Origin of the sequence: Leptospira adleri, assembly GCF_002811985.1 — a bacterium.
GTDB classification, from domain to species: domain Bacteria; phylum Spirochaetota; class Leptospiria; order Leptospirales; family Leptospiraceae; genus Leptospira; species Leptospira adleri.
In genome coordinates this window covers 18,858-33,678 of record NZ_NPDU01000010.1, presented here as the reverse complement: position 1 = coordinate 33,678, position 14,821 = coordinate 18,858, and the positions used below count along the sequence as shown (strand labels likewise).

Sequence of the window (14,821 nt, the reverse complement as noted above, 5' to 3'; positions counted from 1 at the left end):
ATCGTTCCAATAAAGGAGGCAAACATGTCCTTGGGTATCGAAATAACGTTAATTCTATTTTCTCTGGTTTTAGGAATCGCTCTCGCTACGAGAGATCTTTATAAATCGAACGCGAAAGGCGCATTTTCGATCTATCTTTTTCTTAGCGCCTGGTTCGGCGTCGTAATTCTTCTTGCGACAAACAACGTGTTTACGCCTGCGAAACATTCTCCGATTCCTGTCGGCGCGGCTGTGATGATTCCGGTTGTTCTCAGCGTGATCGCCATATACCGAATTCCTAGGCTCAAAAAATTCTTACTATCGATCTCTCAGCAAAATCTTATCGAAATGCATATAGCGCGGTTGGTGGGGTTGATCTTTTTGTTCTACTATTTTCAAAATAGACTTCCCGGAATTTTTTCCATGAGCGCCGCTTTCGGAGATTGTTTGGTCGCGATATCGGCCCCGTTCGTTATATGGGCGGTCAACCGGAAAAAATCCTTTGCGCCGAAAGTTTTCCGATTCTTTCATTTGATCGGACTCTTGGACTTCGCCGCAGCGGTTACGTTAGGCACTCTTTCTGCGGAAGGCCCGCAGAGACTGATCTTTCAGAGTGTTCCTTCCAACGCGATCGCTTCGTTTCCCTTGGTTCTCATACCTGCCTTCGGAGTCCCGGTGATCATACTGACGCATTTCATATCGCTTTTAAAATTTAGCGAGGCCAAAAAAACAAAGTCGGACGACTTGTTTATCTAAACCGGCCCAATCTCCCGTGATTTCTTTCGATCGCGGGGTGATCGGCTTTAATTTTTTGAGTCGTTCGAATATCGGGTAAGAATATTATATTGATTGAATGTTCTTATTTGTCGATCTGTTCGATCTTGTACGCGGTGTGACAAGCGACGCACTTTTTGGTTAGATCGTCCATTCCTTTCAGTATGACTTTAAGATCCTGCTTCTGGCGGATTTGAACCGCGATTCTATCGAATTGTTCGTGTGTGCCAAAGCCGAGGCGTTTGAATTCCAGAGGGAGCTTTAATAGAATTGCCTTTTCCTCATTCTCCAGGCTTTTGACAAGACCCATTCCGGAATTCGACGCCGCTTGTGCCGCCTTTTCGGAATCGTCTTCGGATAAACCTTCGATGATTCCGTTTAAGGAAGTGAGTAGACCTCTCATCTCGCCTAACACCAAAAGTTTTTCATCCTCCGTTAGATGGATCGAGGTTCTTCCGTCCCTGGAAGCCTCTGTGTTTCCTTTTACAAAAAAGAAAAGAAGCAAACCGGTAGTTCCTATCCATAAAATAAACGAGAATATACCCCAAGGAATGTTTTTGAAATTCATAATCCTACCTTTATGTATTCAATTCAAAACCGAAATAAAGACTAAAAACGCTTACCGACTTATCAAATTGAAACGACTGCAACGAGACGTCGTTCTCTGAAAAAACGGAATGAGAAATACTCCAATCCGAGGATGCTCCCCCTTTCATACGTTTCGGAAATCCGTATTCCAGCGCGACGTGAAGCGCATAGTCGTTTCGATAGAATCCGATTCCACCCGATAGATGGTGTTCCGTCGTACTTCCCAACATCGGACTCAGACCTTGATCCGTCACCGGAGACTTGCCGTAGTTATAACCAATTCTCAATCTTAGAATCCGACTCCAGTTGTATTCCGCGCCAATCGCAAACGTATATTGGTCTCTCCATCTGAAATTCATTTGCATCGTGTTTGTATTGGCACCCACCGGAGTTTGAATCAGAGATTGTTCCAAAATGAACTTGCTCGTCCTAAAACTTTCGGACCAAGGAACAAACTTAACGTCGAAATCGAAAAGCCAAACATCGGTTCTATAAGAAATTCCGAAAATATGCCGATCCGGCCAAATCATAAAACGAGAGACCCGCGTCGCCCCCAAATTGCCGGGATCCGGACTTTCGACCTTCATCTCTCCGTCCAAGTGCAATACGTTTTTTAACGTATAAGAATAAGCGATCCGTATCTTTTGCGTTAGTTCATAAGATATTCCTAATTTACCTCCCAGGGTATAGGAGGGGTCGCTTGAATACTGAAAACTCCCGGGCAATTCTAAACTTCGCGTCTCATCCCGATAAGTTCTCTCCATCTGCATAAAAGAATATACTAAGTCCGCGCCGGCGCCGATTGCAAGACGGTCGAATCTGTAACCGAAACCGAAAGTCATCTTCGTAACCATAAACTTAAAGACCATGTCTTCTCGGATCTTTCTCTCCGAACCCACTATTGGTATCTCCAAACCTAGCGTCTCGTTCAGATTCTTTTTTTCGGGAGCCAACCTCGTGATATTTGAAAATCTCGCTCCGCCTCCTCCCTGGGAATAGAGTGCGATTCCAATTCCCAATCGGTCCGAAAGTCTGGAGATATATCCGATATAAGGCAGAAGCGCTCTCTGTCTTTGTGTGATTCTATTCGAATAAGACAAGTCGGGACGTATGTCCATAAAGGAATCCGAATATTCAATTTGTGCAAAATGTGCGGCGCCTCCGAATTCCAGTTTAGAATTCAGAAGACGGGACAAGTGCGAAGGGTTCGATTCCAAATCCAGAACCGAACCTCCGATCGCCTGAAAAGCGCCTCCCATCCCGGCCTGTCGAGCGCCGTAAGACGTCTGCATGATTCCTTGAAATCCGTTTGCCGATGACACAAAGAATAGATGAAAAAATAGGATCAAAATCCACTCGAGCTTGATTCTAATGTTGATTCTAACTATCAAACTCATTACAATTTCATAAATCATTAAACTTTAATTAGCGTCACGATTGCGCCATTCTTAGGATTTTACTTTTCGCAGCAACGTTTGAATTTTATCGATCTCTTTCGATAGAACAAGCGCGTCTAATATGTTTTTTAAGAATGCAGTTTCATCCTTGGCTTTACAATGGATCACACGGTCTTCGTTCATAAAAAAAGACCATCGAAGTATGGTGATTCCTTCGTATTTAAGATTGTGACTGAGTTCAGTGTGAATGACCGATTCTTCATCCAATATCCGAAGTAAAATTTTTCCCCACTTCGCTATGTCAGTTTCCGAAATAAAGACTTCGAGATTCATTCCGATCATTTCAGAGGATGCGAACTGAAGCAGTCTCAGCGATTGAGAACTCATCTCCAAAATTTTTCCGTTAGAATCCAAACTGCATTCGATTTCGAAGGAATCGATTGTTCTATTTTGGCTGCTCTGCAATCGTCTCAATAATCGTTCTTCAACCTTTTCCAATTCGTTATCGATATAACGAGTATAGCGAGTCATATGCGCCTCCCGCCGGCCTTGTATCAGGTCATGCAGATCTTTTCTCGATGATTCTCCAATAAAGATAACACCTCTTCCGATTCTTGGCATTGATCTATATCAAAGATAGAATTTCATCCGAACGGAAGTCCATTGACCCGGATCAATGAAAATCGGTAAGAAAGGACTTAGTGTGGTTTGAAAGGAAAGATTTTGAACTTCGTCCAAACCGCATGAAAAAACAGATCGCTATCATTATCATACTGACGATGTTCCCCCAAATTCTAATCTCCAAAGAAAAAATAATTTCACCAAGTTTTTTAATGCGGACTTCGCTTTGTAAATGCAATCACGATTCTAAAATACAAAAGCACGAAGACGAAGAAGACGTTTATTTTGATTCTAAGACGAGTTCCAATTTTAATTCCGAATCCGCGCGGGAAAAGAATTTTCCGGATTGTCATTCGGCTAAAAAGGGAGAGGCGCACGGATGCGGTTGTAAGGAAAAAAATTCGGATTCTTTCTTTTTTCAGATCGGTCTCAACTGCTATTATCTTTTTGTTGCGAGCTTTCAATTCGGAATCGTCGTGGATTCGTTTTCAGAGATTTCCAAAGCATCCGTCGAAAAACTCGCGAGCGGACATTTTCAAAAACCGATCAAACCCCCTGAATTCCCTAACGTCCTTTGATTCCACGATCCGAGACAAAAGCGTCCGGTTTTACGCTCGTTAAGGATCAAAATTAGTTTCATCTTTATTTTAGGATATTACCATGTATCAAGTTATTAAGAATATTATAATTATTGCATTTTTTACTGCGACCGTACGTTGCTCTCAACTTCAAACGACTCCGAAAGGGAATCAGATCGATCAACAGTTGATCCAGTTGGCCTTATTGACCGGATCTCCTCAAACAGCAGGCTGCTCCGTCACAACGGCCCCTCCGATCCCGAACGCTCTCGCTTATGTGAAAAACAAAAGAACCAAGTTTGACATCAGCTCTTGCGCCGTTGAAGATCTCTCCAAATTGAACCTGGTCGCCAATTCCTCCAAATTAAATTCGGGAATCTCCGGCCAATCCGCGGCGAGTTCCTTTGCGACAAGCGGAGCGTATTCTCGGCCGATCTCGGAAGGCGGGACCAATGTGGAAGTGACCTTTTCCATTAAAGCGGGCGGCAGTCTTGAAATCTATACTTACGGACTCGGATCCGATTCCATACTGAGCGGCCCTTCCTTTAGAGTCAGCGATTCCAAAAAAGAAGAATTCTATTCAAGTATGTTAGGCGGGTTTACCACAACAAGCAAGGGAACTGCTCCTCTTAGTCCGCAGGTAAATTACACTTATTGCATAGACTTTCAGTACGCCCAATCTCAACAGTGGATCAACGCATGGCCGAAGGCATGCAGCGAAGTCGGTCTTTCGGAAAAGAGTTCCATGATGATGTTCCCGGTTATGCAGATGATGAATATTCCTACCTTTTCCGATTCCAAGGTCGGATTCGTTCTGAACGGAGCCACGGTAACTTCGTTTACGATCGGCGGAATCGTCTCCCAAATCGATTGAACCCTTCACCCTGAGGGCCGTTTTTAAAACGGCCTTCTTTTTTTAACAAACTTAACGGGAACTCGCCATGTTCTATACTTTAAAATTTTTGATCCTCCTCTCCGTATTTTTTTGCTTCGGTTTTTTGACCGCTCAAGAAAAAGGGACCGTAAAAAATTCTCACGAGCATCATCACGTCGAGACCGATTCGAAAAACGAAACGTCTCATCTTCACGAAGAGAGAGCGGATCAAGTCGCTCCGGCAGGTGTGATGGCTCCGCATCCGCATAAAAAAGGTTCGTGGATATTCGATTTCCGATCCATGACGATGCAGATGTCCGGACTTCTTATGGGTGATAAGTCGATCGGAGGATTGGAAGCGCTTTGGTTTCCTCAATTCGATCCTACGGTAGCAATGCCTTCGGGCAGCCTTCTTACGGGAGGACCGAGCGTTCCTCAAACTTCTCTTAACGATTACCGTTACATGTCGATCCCTAAGTCGATGACAATGGAAATGTATATGGCAAACGTTATGTATGGCTTGACCGACGATACGATGCTTATGTTTATGCTTCCGATCGTAAAAAATACAATGGTCATGGAAACGAGCAATTTTGATCGCTCCAATATGTCTTCGGGAGGAGTCGGCGATATCTCTTTTTCGATCACTCATCGACTTTTTAAAAGGGAGAATCATGACTTCTTTTTAAATTTCGGAGTTTCTCTTCCCACCGGTTCCATCGACGAGAGCGACTGGATGCCCATGATGGGAAAACAAAAAGTTCCTTATAACATGCAGCCGGGAACCGGAACCGTCAACTATCTCCCCGGCGTCACTTACACCGGCAAGTCGGATCGTCTTTCATGGGGATTCAATTCTTCCGCCAATCTAAAAAGTTCTAAAAATCAAAACAACTATCGATTCGGAAATCGATACGAAACTACTTCTTGGATCGCCTACTCCTTAGTCCAGTGGATGAGCTTTTCCGCGAGGGTTCAGTCGACTCTAGTGGAGAATCTACGCGGTCGCGATTCTTCACTAGATCCGAAAATGGATCCTCAAAACGATCCGAATCGTCAGGGTGGAATCCGGACGGAGGCTTTTTTGGGAGTCAACTTTCTGATAAACGGAGGTCCCTTTCGCGGAACGAAATTCGGCATCGAAGCGGGAAAACCGTTTCATCAACATTTGAACGGTCCACAAATGGCGGCGCAATCCACGGTCAATCTTTTCGCGAGCTTCCAGATCGAATGATATATATTATTTGATATCCTTGTTAATAATAATTTTGTTAAATTAGAATATAACAATATTCTATTTATATTATTTTATTTTAATACGAGACTGGTTTAAAATTGTGCGGAAGATTCCAATGTCCCTTAAAAAGGTGCGGGATTTATTTTGTAGTACCTCACACAAAGAATTTGAATTTTTTAAAAAGAAATTCTTTTCTCACTTAAAGACTTCTATGTCTTGGAAAAGAACCGAATATGGAATCTTAAAAGTTCCGTTTTGTGAATCTTCTATAAGAAATCCATAAAGGAATCGTAATCCACCCCGAGAGAAAAAAAACGGAGAGTAGAATTACGGATTTGAATCCGATCGTCTTTAACAAAAACGCTCCGGAAAATCCGAGTAAAACCGACGCTTTCGTCTGTAGAACCAAGACGATCCGAACGAGATCAATCGGATTCAATAGGATGATGATCAAAGAAGGGATCTCCACCGGGTATTCCCCTAGATAAATGCTGAACATAAACACGATCGAATCAAAAAAAATAAAAAAATAGAACCAGATCAAAAGTGCGCCCGAGATGATCAATTCTCCCTTTTTAAAAAAAGAAGCCAATAAGAACGCAAGCGATACAAAGATAAAAATCAAAATCAGACCGAACACGATCAATTCCAAAAATAGAATCAGGAAGTTTATATTCGAGTAGAAAGATAAAACCCCTGGAGCACCGACTCCCGCAACGAGTCCGAGAGAAAGAGAAAGGGAAACCCCGCAGTATTTACCGAAAAAATATTCTGATCTCGTCACAGATTTGGACAAGAGCACCTCCGCAAACGGGATCGAATCCAAAAAGGAAAGTCCGGCAAAGGAAATCGCGAACAAAGGAACGATGAGTAAAACGATGTTCATAAGACTCGTGATCAATCTTGTTCCGTTCTCGTCTCCGAAATAGTTGAGCGCGGATACGGAAAGCGCCAAAAAACCGGCGAAGACGAACAACCAACGGCTCCGGATATTTTCTCTCAATTCGAATAAAAGGATTTCTATCATTTTGTTTTTAAAAACTCTTGATTCCAAAATTCCATCAGAGTCGATTGAAGATTCTCTTTTTGCTTCTTAGCGATAAACTCTTTGGGAGAATCGTCGATCAACAATCTGCCTTCGGCCATCAATAAAAATCGATCCGAAATCTCCTCCACTTCGCTGAGAATATGCGTTGAAAAAATCACCAGAGCGCCCTCTTCTTTTTTCCGTTTTAACAAATCTTTTAAGAGATGGGAAATATACGGATCCAAACTCGCGGTCGGTTCGTCCACGATATAGATCGGTTTTTTTGTGGAGAAACACTGAAGTATATTCACTTTTTGTTTAGTTCCTCCGGACAAAGAGCCGAATTTACGATCTTCGTAATCTTTTAGTCCGAGTGTTTCATACAACGCGGAATATTCCGCGGCATCCACCGCTTCCAGCCTTTTAAAAAAATCGATCAATTCGGCGACTTTCATATTTTTCGGAAAGAAAGGGGACTGAGGCATATATCCGATCGCGGAAACGTTCGAATCCGCATCGAAAATCGCGCTCTCTTCGATCTCGATTCTTCCTTGAATCGGCCGCACAAGTCCGATCAGACTTTTGAGCAGAGAACTCTTTCCTGATCCGTTCGGTCCGATGATGGAAAGAATGGAACCTCCTTTCGCATAAAACGACACGTCTCTTACCGCGACCGTTTTTCCGTAAACTACCTCTAAGTCGGTTACCTGGATCATAGATTCACTCCCATACTCGGCTTGCCGTCCTCAAAGTCGATCGGAGTTACGATCGGAAAGGCGTTTTCGATTCCTTGTAAAAAGATTACAACGGGTGATTGATAGAGTATCATTAAAAAAGGATATACCGCCACCCAATATCCGAAGAAGTGAACGGGTTTGTGAGGAACGTCTCCATATCGATCTAGATTCAAATCATAACCCTTATAATCGTCCCAATAGTTTTCTTTGAAAGTATTGGTCGTTTGTTTCGTATTGGTGCTGACGTCGAATACGTTCTCTTTGAAATCGTTCTTTGCAAGTACGTTTTGATCGCTGTTTCCCAGAATCCGGATTCCCCATCCGTTATTTAGAATTTCATTATATGTAAAATAATTTCGATTCGCTCCGTCCGCGAAGATCGCGATCGTATTGTTTTGAAAGACGTTTTTCGTAAGAATACTGTCCGAAATTTCCTTCAACAACAGTCCGTAGGAACTTTCACCCCAGTTGTCCGCAAAAACGTTGTTCTCGATCAGAATATTCTTACTATACATTACCGCGACTCCCGCAGAGTTATGTTCGAATGTGTTCTTTCTGAAATCGTTATCCGAAGAAAACATAAAATGCATTCCGTATCGAATATTGTCTCTGGATAAATTTTTCTCTATTTTTAGATTGGATGAAAATTCCAAATAGATTCCGTCGCGGTGGCGCTCCAATCGATTTCCTTCGATTTGTACGTTCTTGGAAGACCACAGATGGATTCCGTTTCCTCCCGAGACTTCGTTTTCCGCGTTTCCGTTCGAACGATTGTTGAGAACTTTACACCCGTCGACTTCCGCAAGATAAATCGCATAAGCGTTGTCTTCGAATATTAAATTTTCAAAAACACAACCTTGAACCTTTTCGGCGTGAACTCCCGCATATTCGCTCGTGTCCGAAACTTCGCTTCCTTTGATTTTTAGATTTTTGATCGTTACTTGATTCGACCGTACGTCGATCACGTGTTTTTGTTTTTTTCCGTCTATCACCGTCTCGGCGCTTCCTTCGATCACGAGAGGCTTTTTCACGATGATGGAAGGCTCTTCGTAAATTCCTTCTTCGATAAGAATTTTGTCCCCCGAGTTTGCGGAATCGGCCGCTTTCTGGATCGAAACGAACTGGCAACTACGACATACGCGGATTTCTTTCGATTCCAGTTCCTTGAAAAATCCTCCGGAAGATATCAGGAACAATATTAAGAATTTAGAAAGTAATCTCCGTTCGAAGGAGCGGAATTGTTTTAGACCCTTCTTCATTCTGTCCTATTTTTTTACGCCGGAGGTTACGACGAAACCCTGATGATTTCTCAAATATTCGCTCGCCTTTTCAAAGGAGGCGAACGCCGCCAATCCTTTTCCCATTGGAGAATGGATATCCGGAGATTGAACGATCGTCGCCTCGTTTTCCTTCAGCATTCGATTTGTATCTTCAAAATCGGTCACCCAGGAAAGAATTACTTCCGAGTTCAGATTTTCCCGATAAGACTGAAGGCATTCGATGGAATCGAAGTAGTATCTTCTACCCTTATCGGTCAAAAGCTGCGATTGGAATCTCATATCTACGATAGACATGGAACAGTGGGAACATTTCTCCCTACCTCGTTCCGGAATCACAGGTTCCTTCCTCACACAGGAAACAAAACTCAAGCACGCAAAAAGAATGGTCCATAAGGAAATTCTAAACTTCATTTTTTGACCTGGACTTCTCCCGAACCACGATCAATACAAGAATCGAAATCGCGATCAACAATACGATTCCGCCCCAAGACGGAAAGCTGCAGGCGGTTATGTTCAACATCTCCTTGCAGCCGAGTAAAGGAGGCTGATACGCCATACCAGGCACAATGATCGGCGCCTCAGGATTTAGATTGTGGCCGTAGTTGTATTCCCAACGCCAAAAATCCATCAAACCCACGAGACCTAACAATACAAAGTTGAAGATTCCCAGAAAGACCATATACACTCTCGGAAAAACCGCGGTAAACAAAGCCCCAACGATCAGATAACCCAAAACATAAGGCATAAACAGAAGCTCGGGTATCGAATCGGAAACTATCTCGTGCATCCCTATATAATGATTTAATAAATTAATGTTCTGTAAATCATAAGGAGTCGCTCCTGTTACTTTGTAGATCCAAATCTGCATTCCCAAACCTTCCGGATACTGAGGAGCCGCGAGGGAAATATACCAGATAGGAACAAAAAAGACGAAAATTAAAACGACACCGACCCCTAAAATCAGGAGCCGGTGAACGTTAGTCAGCTTGTTGAAGAATAAGCTCTTCATCTCTTTGGCCTATTGACTCACCCGGATGTATTGTTGCATCTCTTGGTGAAGAGCGGAACAAAAATCGGTGCAGTAGAAAGGAAAAACTCCCGGTTTAGAAGCCTGCCATTTGAAGGTTCTTGTCTGACCGGGCATGATCAAAAGATTCGGCATTTCCGGAGCTCCTGCGACCGCAAAACCGTGAGGGATGTCGAAGTCTTGTTCCAAGTTGGTTACGTGGAAATAGACGGTGTCTCCCCTTTTTACTTCGATGATGTCGGGTTTGAAGTGAGATCTGATCTGAGTCATATAAACTCTCACCGTATTTCCTTCCCTCACCACACGAGCGTCTTTTTCATTCTTAACTGCGTAAGGATGTTTATTTTCTTCCAAAGGATAGATCTTTGCGGCCTTATCCATCAGAAGTTTCGCGGGAATCATCTGCGAGTAATGAGGTTCCCCCACCGTTGGGAAATCGGATAAGAGTTCCGCCTTACCGCTGGAGATATCGTAGAGTTGCGCGCTCTGCGGAAGTTCCATTCCCACCGGAAGATATCTGTCCTTTGTAATCTTATTCAAGGCTATGAGATATTTCCCGTAAGGATCTTTAGAGCTGCCCCCTACGATCGACAAGTGACCGACGCTGTAATAAGCGGGGAGATGTTGCACAACTTCCCAAGTTCCGAGTTCCCATTTGATGACTTCCGAACTCACAAAGCAGGAAGTATAAGCGAATCCCTTTCCGTCAAACTCGGTGTGAAGAGGACCTAAGCAAGGTTTTTTGACTTCTCCCGCTAAAGTGGATTCATATTTTAAAACCGGAATATTAGAAATTTCTCCCGATCGATGATCCGGCTTGTCTTTTACTTCCATCAATTTTGTAAAAGAGTGAACGGGAATCACGGTCGCCAGCTTACCTCCGCCCACGATATATTCTCCCGTTGGATCCACGTCGGTTCCGTGAGGACTTTTCGGAGTAGGCATATAGTACATAATGCCCGGACAATCCTTGGGTTGAAGCATTTTAACTCCGCTCAACCTTTCTGAAACCGCGGGCTGATTTTCGGGAAGAAAGTTTCTGTAGTATTCTCCGCCGAAGTTAGTCGCCTTTCCCTGATCCAAACATTGTTTCGCACGCACCCAGTTGAACGCCAGGATATAATCCTTATCGTTTTTAGAAGCGCCGACTTCCAGCATCTTGTGCGCTTGTTCCGAGTTATAACTCGTAAAAAAGCACCAGTCGTGCGATTTATTTTTTCCGCAGTGGGAAAGGTCGTAATCGAATCCGGGAACTAACACTTGTAATTCGATTGAAAGTCTTCCCGATTTTGGATCGACCTTAACCATCGTAATGGTTCCTTTGAGCGCGCCTTTGGAAAAATCTTCGACTTTCACGCTGCTCTGCGGAATTGGTACGGAGAATCTGGTCGCCGCCATCAAGTATTCCGTATTCTCGGTGGCGAAAGGAGAAGCGTGATTTCCTGCGGTGTTCGGAATTTCGATGATCTCTTTTGTTTCAAAGGATTTCAAATCGATTCTTGCCAACCGAGGAGTGTTATTCGCGTTCATAAACAGCCATCTGCCGTCCTGTTTCCCGTCGGTCATCGAAGCCTCGATGTGATGACTGTCATCCCAAGGAATATATCCATAAGAAGTTTTTAACATGTTTTTGGTTTCTTCATCGTAACCGTAACCGTTTTCAGGAAACACTGAGAAGACCGGAATGATTTTAAACAAACGAGTCGATGGAACTCCGTAAACGGACATCTGACCGCTAAAGCCGCCGGATAAAAACGCGTAGACTTCGTCCTTATCGCCGGGAGCGACGTAAACCCTTTTTGCGGCGTCCGAAGCGAGCGTCGCGGTCGACGCGCCTCCCTTACAACCCGTGATCAGGGCCATTGCGATTAAGAGTAGATAAAGACATCTAAAGAATATCAATCTTATCTTCATATAAATTCCTCCTATTTCTTACTGTCCATTTTTCTAAAATACTCAAGGATCTCCCGCGCTTCACTTTCCTGTACGTTTTGAAAAGTCATCTGGGTCAGGTGTTCGGCGAGAAGTCCTTGAGCGATCGGATCCTTCTGAGTCATCTCGACGGGATTTAGAATCATGTTCATGATCCATTCCGGAGTTCTCCGTTTGGTAACGCCCGACAGCGCGGGACCAACTACCTTCTCTTCGAACTTATGACAGGCGCTGCACTTCGCCTCGAACTGTTTCTTGCCTTTGTCTGCAAGAGATTCATCCAACGCCGCCAATGTAACCGAAGCCACCGGACCGACTCCTTTGGAATTTTCCGAGGATGCCGAATTTTCTTCGGTCTTTCCCTTCCCGCATGAAATTCCGAATATTAAAGAAATTGCGACTACCGTCGCGAGTTCTTTCGATATACGTCCAAAATGCTGTTTAAAAAATCGAATCTTCATTTGGTTCCTCACTCTAACTTGAATCCGTCCCGCAGGTCAAAACATCCGATCAACACGTCGCAGAATCGTTCTTCGATTATAGTCGAAATTCATTTTTCTAAATTGATCCAAATCAAGTGGAGGCAAAAGAGCGCATTGACAATTGTCATCTTATCCCTTTTAAAAAAAGAATGAAACACGAGGAGAAAGAATTAGGATTCTTGCTAAGGTATAAAACGGATTTTTGATCAAATGAAACGCAAGGAGGAAAACGAATTGTGTTACTGAATTTATTCGAAGAACTCGAAGACCGGGAGATTCTTTCCATATTCTCCAAAGGAAAAACGGAACATTATAAAAAGGGAGAATTCCTTTTTCACGAGGGGGACATTCCGAATTCTTTGGATCTACTCACGGAAGGGCGAGTGCAAATTTTTAAATACGACGGAAATTCAAACGAGATCACGATGAATTTCTTTTCGCCGCATTCTCTGATCGCGGAGCTCGCGATCATAACCGGAATTCCATATCCCGCTTCAGGAAGATTCATCACCGACGCCGTCGTGATTCGACTTCCGTTGTCTTTACTAAAAAGCGAGATCAAAAACAATATCTCCCTCAATCACTTGCTAGTGCAGTCTTTATTTCAAAAGATACAGGCGTTGAACATGACGATCAATCGGGGTCTTACCATGGATTCGATGCAGAGAGTGGCTCATTTTTTATATCATCTGCCCGTGGATTGTCCTCCGCTCAATCACGGTCAAATCGCATCTATGTTGATTCTGAGAGCGGAAACTTTTTCAAGAATTCTCAGACAATTGAAAGACCTTCAGATCATAGATGCGGAAAGAGGACAGATTAAAATTTTGAACAGAGAAGGACTCAAACAATTCCTATGACGTATATTTGATTCAAATCAAGGAAAAACAAACGGATCGGGCATAGTATGAAGGGATGAATCTACTTTTAAATTTAAGAACTCATCTGTGGACAAACGCGTTTCGTCCTTTTTTTCTCGCTGCGTCGATCCACGCGCTCGTATCGATCTTATTGTGGATCCTGATTCTTTTTTCATTCTTAAAGCCGCCTTCGATCACAGGAATGATTTCGTTTCATTCTTATGAAATGGTATTCGGTTTTGCTCGCGCCGCAATATTAGGATTTCTTTTTACCGCGGCGCAGAACTGGACAAAAACCGTACTGATCCGGGAAAGATCGCTTCAGGTTCTATTCTCTCTTTGGTTTATGGGAAGATTCTGCTGGATCGACGTTCCAATTCTTTCGAACGTCGCGTTCTTGAGCGATCTTCTTTGTGACGGATTCGGTTTGTATTTACTCGCTCCGAAGCTGATGCAAAAAGGACAAGAACACAATCGTGTCATCGTCGCCTGCTACGCGTTATTCGGAATTGCCCACGGACTTACGATTCTTTCCATGTTGCAAGCTATTCCTTCTTCTCTGACTTTGCACTGGATCCATACATCCATCTTTTTGGTTCTGGTCTTCGTCATTTTAATCGCAGGAAGAATCCTACCTTTTTTTACGACGGTAGCGGTCGCGAGTGCAAGTCCGAAAAGAATTCAAAAAATCGAAACCTTAACTAACTACGGCTCCTTTCTTTTCATCGGAGCGGAATCCGTTCTCCCCTGGCTTCCCGATTTTCAACTTGCGGCCGGATCTTTCGCTCTTATTTTTTCCGCGCTGCAAGCTGCACGATGGTTTTTATGGGAACCCTGGAAAACCCGCAAAACACCGATTTTGTGGATTCTTCTTTTATCATATTCCTGGCTCGTTCTCGGAATTTTTTTCTACGGCCTTGCCCATCTGGGTTTTTTTCCTTTATCCGCCGCCTTTCACATCATCACGGTAGGCGCCATTGGAGGTTTTATCTACGGGATGATCACACGCGTATCGCTGGGTCATACAGGAAGAATGATTTCTGCGTCGAAAGAAATCGTATTCGGATATTATTGTATTACATCGGCGGTTCTTGTCCGGGTTTTATTTCCCCTTTTCGGGTTTTCCACTGTCGGGTACGGAATCTCGGCAACGTTTTGGATCCTATCCTTTATCATTATAATATTCAAGTACTGGAATATACTTATCCAACCTCGGATCGATTCTCTTAGGAAATAAGAATTCGACGAAAGAAGAATGTCCGTTTAAAAAATGGGATTCAAGGCGCTCGCGTCCAAACGGCCACGGACGGGCAAAGTCTGGCTCAATAAAATTCGGATACGACGTGTGAGTTCCTACAAATTACGCCTCGTCCGGTTTTTGGTAAGAATTCGGATCGTTCTCCACCGTGCTAAAAATGTGTGAGTTCC

The 14,821-nt window shown here is 43.5% G+C and carries 16 protein-coding genes; 6 read left to right on the top strand and 10 right to left on the bottom strand.

The genetic code is table 11. The features are described from left to right. The first annotated feature begins 24 nt into the window (after positions 1 to 24). Complete coding sequence (locus CH376_RS05455) at positions 25 to 735, top strand: hypothetical protein (RefSeq protein ID WP_100786889.1); 711 nt, start codon at positions 25 to 27, stop codon at positions 733 to 735. 103 nt (positions 736 to 838) lie between these two features. Here CH376_RS05455 and CH376_RS05450 read toward each other — a convergent pair whose 3' ends face one another. From CH376_RS05450 to CH376_RS05440, 3 genes are read right to left on the bottom strand one after another with little or no spacing between them, the layout of a single operon-like run. Then, positions 839 to 1,321, bottom strand: coding sequence for a hypothetical protein (locus CH376_RS05450; RefSeq protein WP_100786888.1), 483 nt, complete (start codon positions 1,319 to 1,321; stop codon positions 839 to 841). A gap of 10 nt (positions 1,322 to 1,331) precedes the next feature. Further along, positions 1,332 to 2,738: an OmpP1/FadL family transporter gene (locus CH376_RS05445; protein WP_100786887.1), complete on the bottom strand. Its 1,407-nt coding sequence runs from the start codon at positions 2,736 to 2,738 to the stop codon at positions 1,332 to 1,334. A 51-nt stretch (positions 2,739 to 2,789) separates the two neighbouring features. Continuing rightward, complete coding sequence (locus CH376_RS05440; protein WP_100786886.1) at positions 2,790 to 3,269, bottom strand: PAS domain-containing protein; 480 nt, start codon at positions 3,267 to 3,269, stop codon at positions 2,790 to 2,792. Positions 3,270 to 3,481: 212 nt separating this feature from the next. On the opposite strand from CH376_RS05440, the gene CH376_RS05435 reads away from it, so the two are divergent. The 3 genes from CH376_RS05435 to CH376_RS05425 all read left to right on the top strand — a co-directional run bounded on the left by CH376_RS05435 (position 3,482) and on the right by CH376_RS05425 (position 6,045). Then, positions 3,482 to 3,937, top strand: a complete 456-nt coding sequence (locus CH376_RS05435; RefSeq protein ID WP_100786885.1) for an LIC_11090 family protein — start codon at positions 3,482 to 3,484, stop codon at positions 3,935 to 3,937. 82 nt (positions 3,938 to 4,019) lie between these two features. Then, positions 4,020 to 4,811, top strand: a complete 792-nt coding sequence (locus CH376_RS05430) for a hypothetical protein (RefSeq protein ID WP_100786884.1) — start codon at positions 4,020 to 4,022, stop codon at positions 4,809 to 4,811. Between the two features lie 67 nt (positions 4,812 to 4,878). Further along, a complete protein-coding gene (locus tag CH376_RS05425) occupies positions 4,879 to 6,045 on the top strand; it encodes a transporter (protein ID WP_100786883.1) in 1,167 nt (388 codons plus the stop codon). Between the two features lie 244 nt (positions 6,046 to 6,289). Here the strand turns inward: CH376_RS05425 and CH376_RS05420 are convergent, their stop codons facing one another. The 7 genes from CH376_RS05420 to CH376_RS05390 all read right to left on the bottom strand — a co-directional run bounded on the left by CH376_RS05420 (position 6,290) and on the right by CH376_RS05390 (position 12,512). Next, a complete protein-coding gene (locus CH376_RS05420; RefSeq protein WP_100786882.1) occupies positions 6,290 to 7,075 on the bottom strand; it encodes an ABC transporter permease in 786 nt (261 codons plus the stop codon). After that, positions 7,072 to 7,791, bottom strand: coding sequence for an ABC transporter ATP-binding protein (locus CH376_RS05415; protein ID WP_100786881.1), 720 nt, complete (start codon positions 7,789 to 7,791; stop codon positions 7,072 to 7,074). Before CH376_RS05415 ends, CH376_RS05420 begins: the two co-directional genes overlap by 4 nt. After that, positions 7,788 to 9,071, bottom strand: a complete 1,284-nt coding sequence (locus tag CH376_RS05410; protein ID WP_100786880.1) for a nitrous oxide reductase family maturation protein NosD — start codon at positions 9,069 to 9,071, stop codon at positions 7,788 to 7,790. The genes CH376_RS05415 and CH376_RS05410 overlap by 4 nt, the downstream gene beginning before the upstream one ends. Before the next feature lie 6 nt (positions 9,072 to 9,077). After that, positions 9,078 to 9,503 (bottom strand): nitrous oxide reductase accessory protein NosL, encoded by a 426-nt coding sequence (locus CH376_RS05405; protein WP_100786879.1) that lies wholly within the window; start codon positions 9,501 to 9,503, stop codon positions 9,078 to 9,080. Next, positions 9,493 to 10,101 (bottom strand): hypothetical protein, encoded by a 609-nt coding sequence (locus CH376_RS05400; protein WP_100786878.1) that lies wholly within the window; start codon positions 10,099 to 10,101, stop codon positions 9,493 to 9,495. The genes CH376_RS05405 and CH376_RS05400 overlap by 11 nt, the downstream gene beginning before the upstream one ends. A 9-nt stretch (positions 10,102 to 10,110) precedes the next feature. Next, complete coding sequence (gene nosZ / locus CH376_RS05395; protein WP_243394795.1) at positions 10,111 to 11,982, bottom strand: Sec-dependent nitrous-oxide reductase; 1,872 nt, start codon at positions 11,980 to 11,982, stop codon at positions 10,111 to 10,113. A 62-nt stretch (positions 11,983 to 12,044) separates the two neighbouring features. Continuing rightward, positions 12,045 to 12,512 (bottom strand): c-type cytochrome, encoded by a 468-nt coding sequence (locus CH376_RS05390; protein WP_100786876.1) that lies wholly within the window; start codon positions 12,510 to 12,512, stop codon positions 12,045 to 12,047. A 257-nt stretch (positions 12,513 to 12,769) separates the two neighbouring features. Here CH376_RS05390 and CH376_RS05385 point away from each other — a divergent pair, with 257 nt between their 5' ends. Together CH376_RS05385 and CH376_RS05380 are read left to right on the top strand one after the other, a co-directional pair. Further along, positions 12,770 to 13,393 (top strand): Crp/Fnr family transcriptional regulator, encoded by a 624-nt coding sequence (locus CH376_RS05385; RefSeq protein ID WP_100786874.1) that lies wholly within the window; start codon positions 12,770 to 12,772, stop codon positions 13,391 to 13,393. A gap of 55 nt (positions 13,394 to 13,448) precedes the next feature. Continuing rightward, positions 13,449 to 14,630, top strand: coding sequence for an NnrS family protein (locus tag CH376_RS05380; RefSeq protein ID WP_100786873.1), 1,182 nt, complete (start codon positions 13,449 to 13,451; stop codon positions 14,628 to 14,630). Positions 14,631 to 14,821: the final 191 nt, after the last annotated feature.

Bases quoted from the DNA above. Each gene is read 5' to 3' on its own strand.
- CH376_RS05455 (WP_100786889.1), top strand. From the start codon at position 25: ATGTCCTTGGGTATCGAAATAACGTTAATTCTATTTTCTCTGGTTTTA.
- CH376_RS05450 (WP_100786888.1), bottom strand. From the start codon at position 1,321: ATGAATTTCAAAAACATTCCTTGGGGTATATTCTCGTTTATTTTATGG.
- CH376_RS05445 (WP_100786887.1), bottom strand. From the start codon at position 2,738: ATGAGTTTGATAGTTAGAATCAACATTAGAATCAAGCTCGAGTGGATT.
- CH376_RS05440 (WP_100786886.1), bottom strand. From the start codon at position 3,269: ATGACTCGCTATACTCGTTATATCGATAACGAATTGGAAAAGGTTGAA.
- CH376_RS05435 (WP_100786885.1), top strand. From the start codon at position 3,482: ATGAAAAAACAGATCGCTATCATTATCATACTGACGATGTTCCCCCAA.
- CH376_RS05430 (WP_100786884.1), top strand. From the start codon at position 4,020: ATGTATCAAGTTATTAAGAATATTATAATTATTGCATTTTTTACTGCG.
- CH376_RS05425 (WP_100786883.1), top strand. From the start codon at position 4,879: ATGTTCTATACTTTAAAATTTTTGATCCTCCTCTCCGTATTTTTTTGC.
- CH376_RS05420 (WP_100786882.1), bottom strand. From the start codon at position 7,075: ATGATAGAAATCCTTTTATTCGAATTGAGAGAAAATATCCGGAGCCGT.
- CH376_RS05415 (WP_100786881.1), bottom strand. From the start codon at position 7,791: ATGATCCAGGTAACCGACTTAGAGGTAGTTTACGGAAAAACGGTCGCG.
- CH376_RS05410 (WP_100786880.1), bottom strand. From the start codon at position 9,071: ATGAAGAAGGGTCTAAAACAATTCCGCTCCTTCGAACGGAGATTACTT.
- CH376_RS05405 (WP_100786879.1), bottom strand. From the start codon at position 9,503: ATGAAGTTTAGAATTTCCTTATGGACCATTCTTTTTGCGTGCTTGAGT.
- CH376_RS05400 (WP_100786878.1), bottom strand. From the start codon at position 10,101: ATGAAGAGCTTATTCTTCAACAAGCTGACTAACGTTCACCGGCTCCTG.
- nosZ (WP_243394795.1), bottom strand. From the start codon at position 11,982: ATGGCCCTGATCACGGGTTGTAAGGGAGGCGCGTCGACCGCGACGCTC.
- CH376_RS05390 (WP_100786876.1), bottom strand. From the start codon at position 12,512: ATGAAGATTCGATTTTTTAAACAGCATTTTGGACGTATATCGAAAGAA.
- CH376_RS05380 (WP_100786873.1), top strand. From the start codon at position 13,449: ATGAATCTACTTTTAAATTTAAGAACTCATCTGTGGACAAACGCGTTT.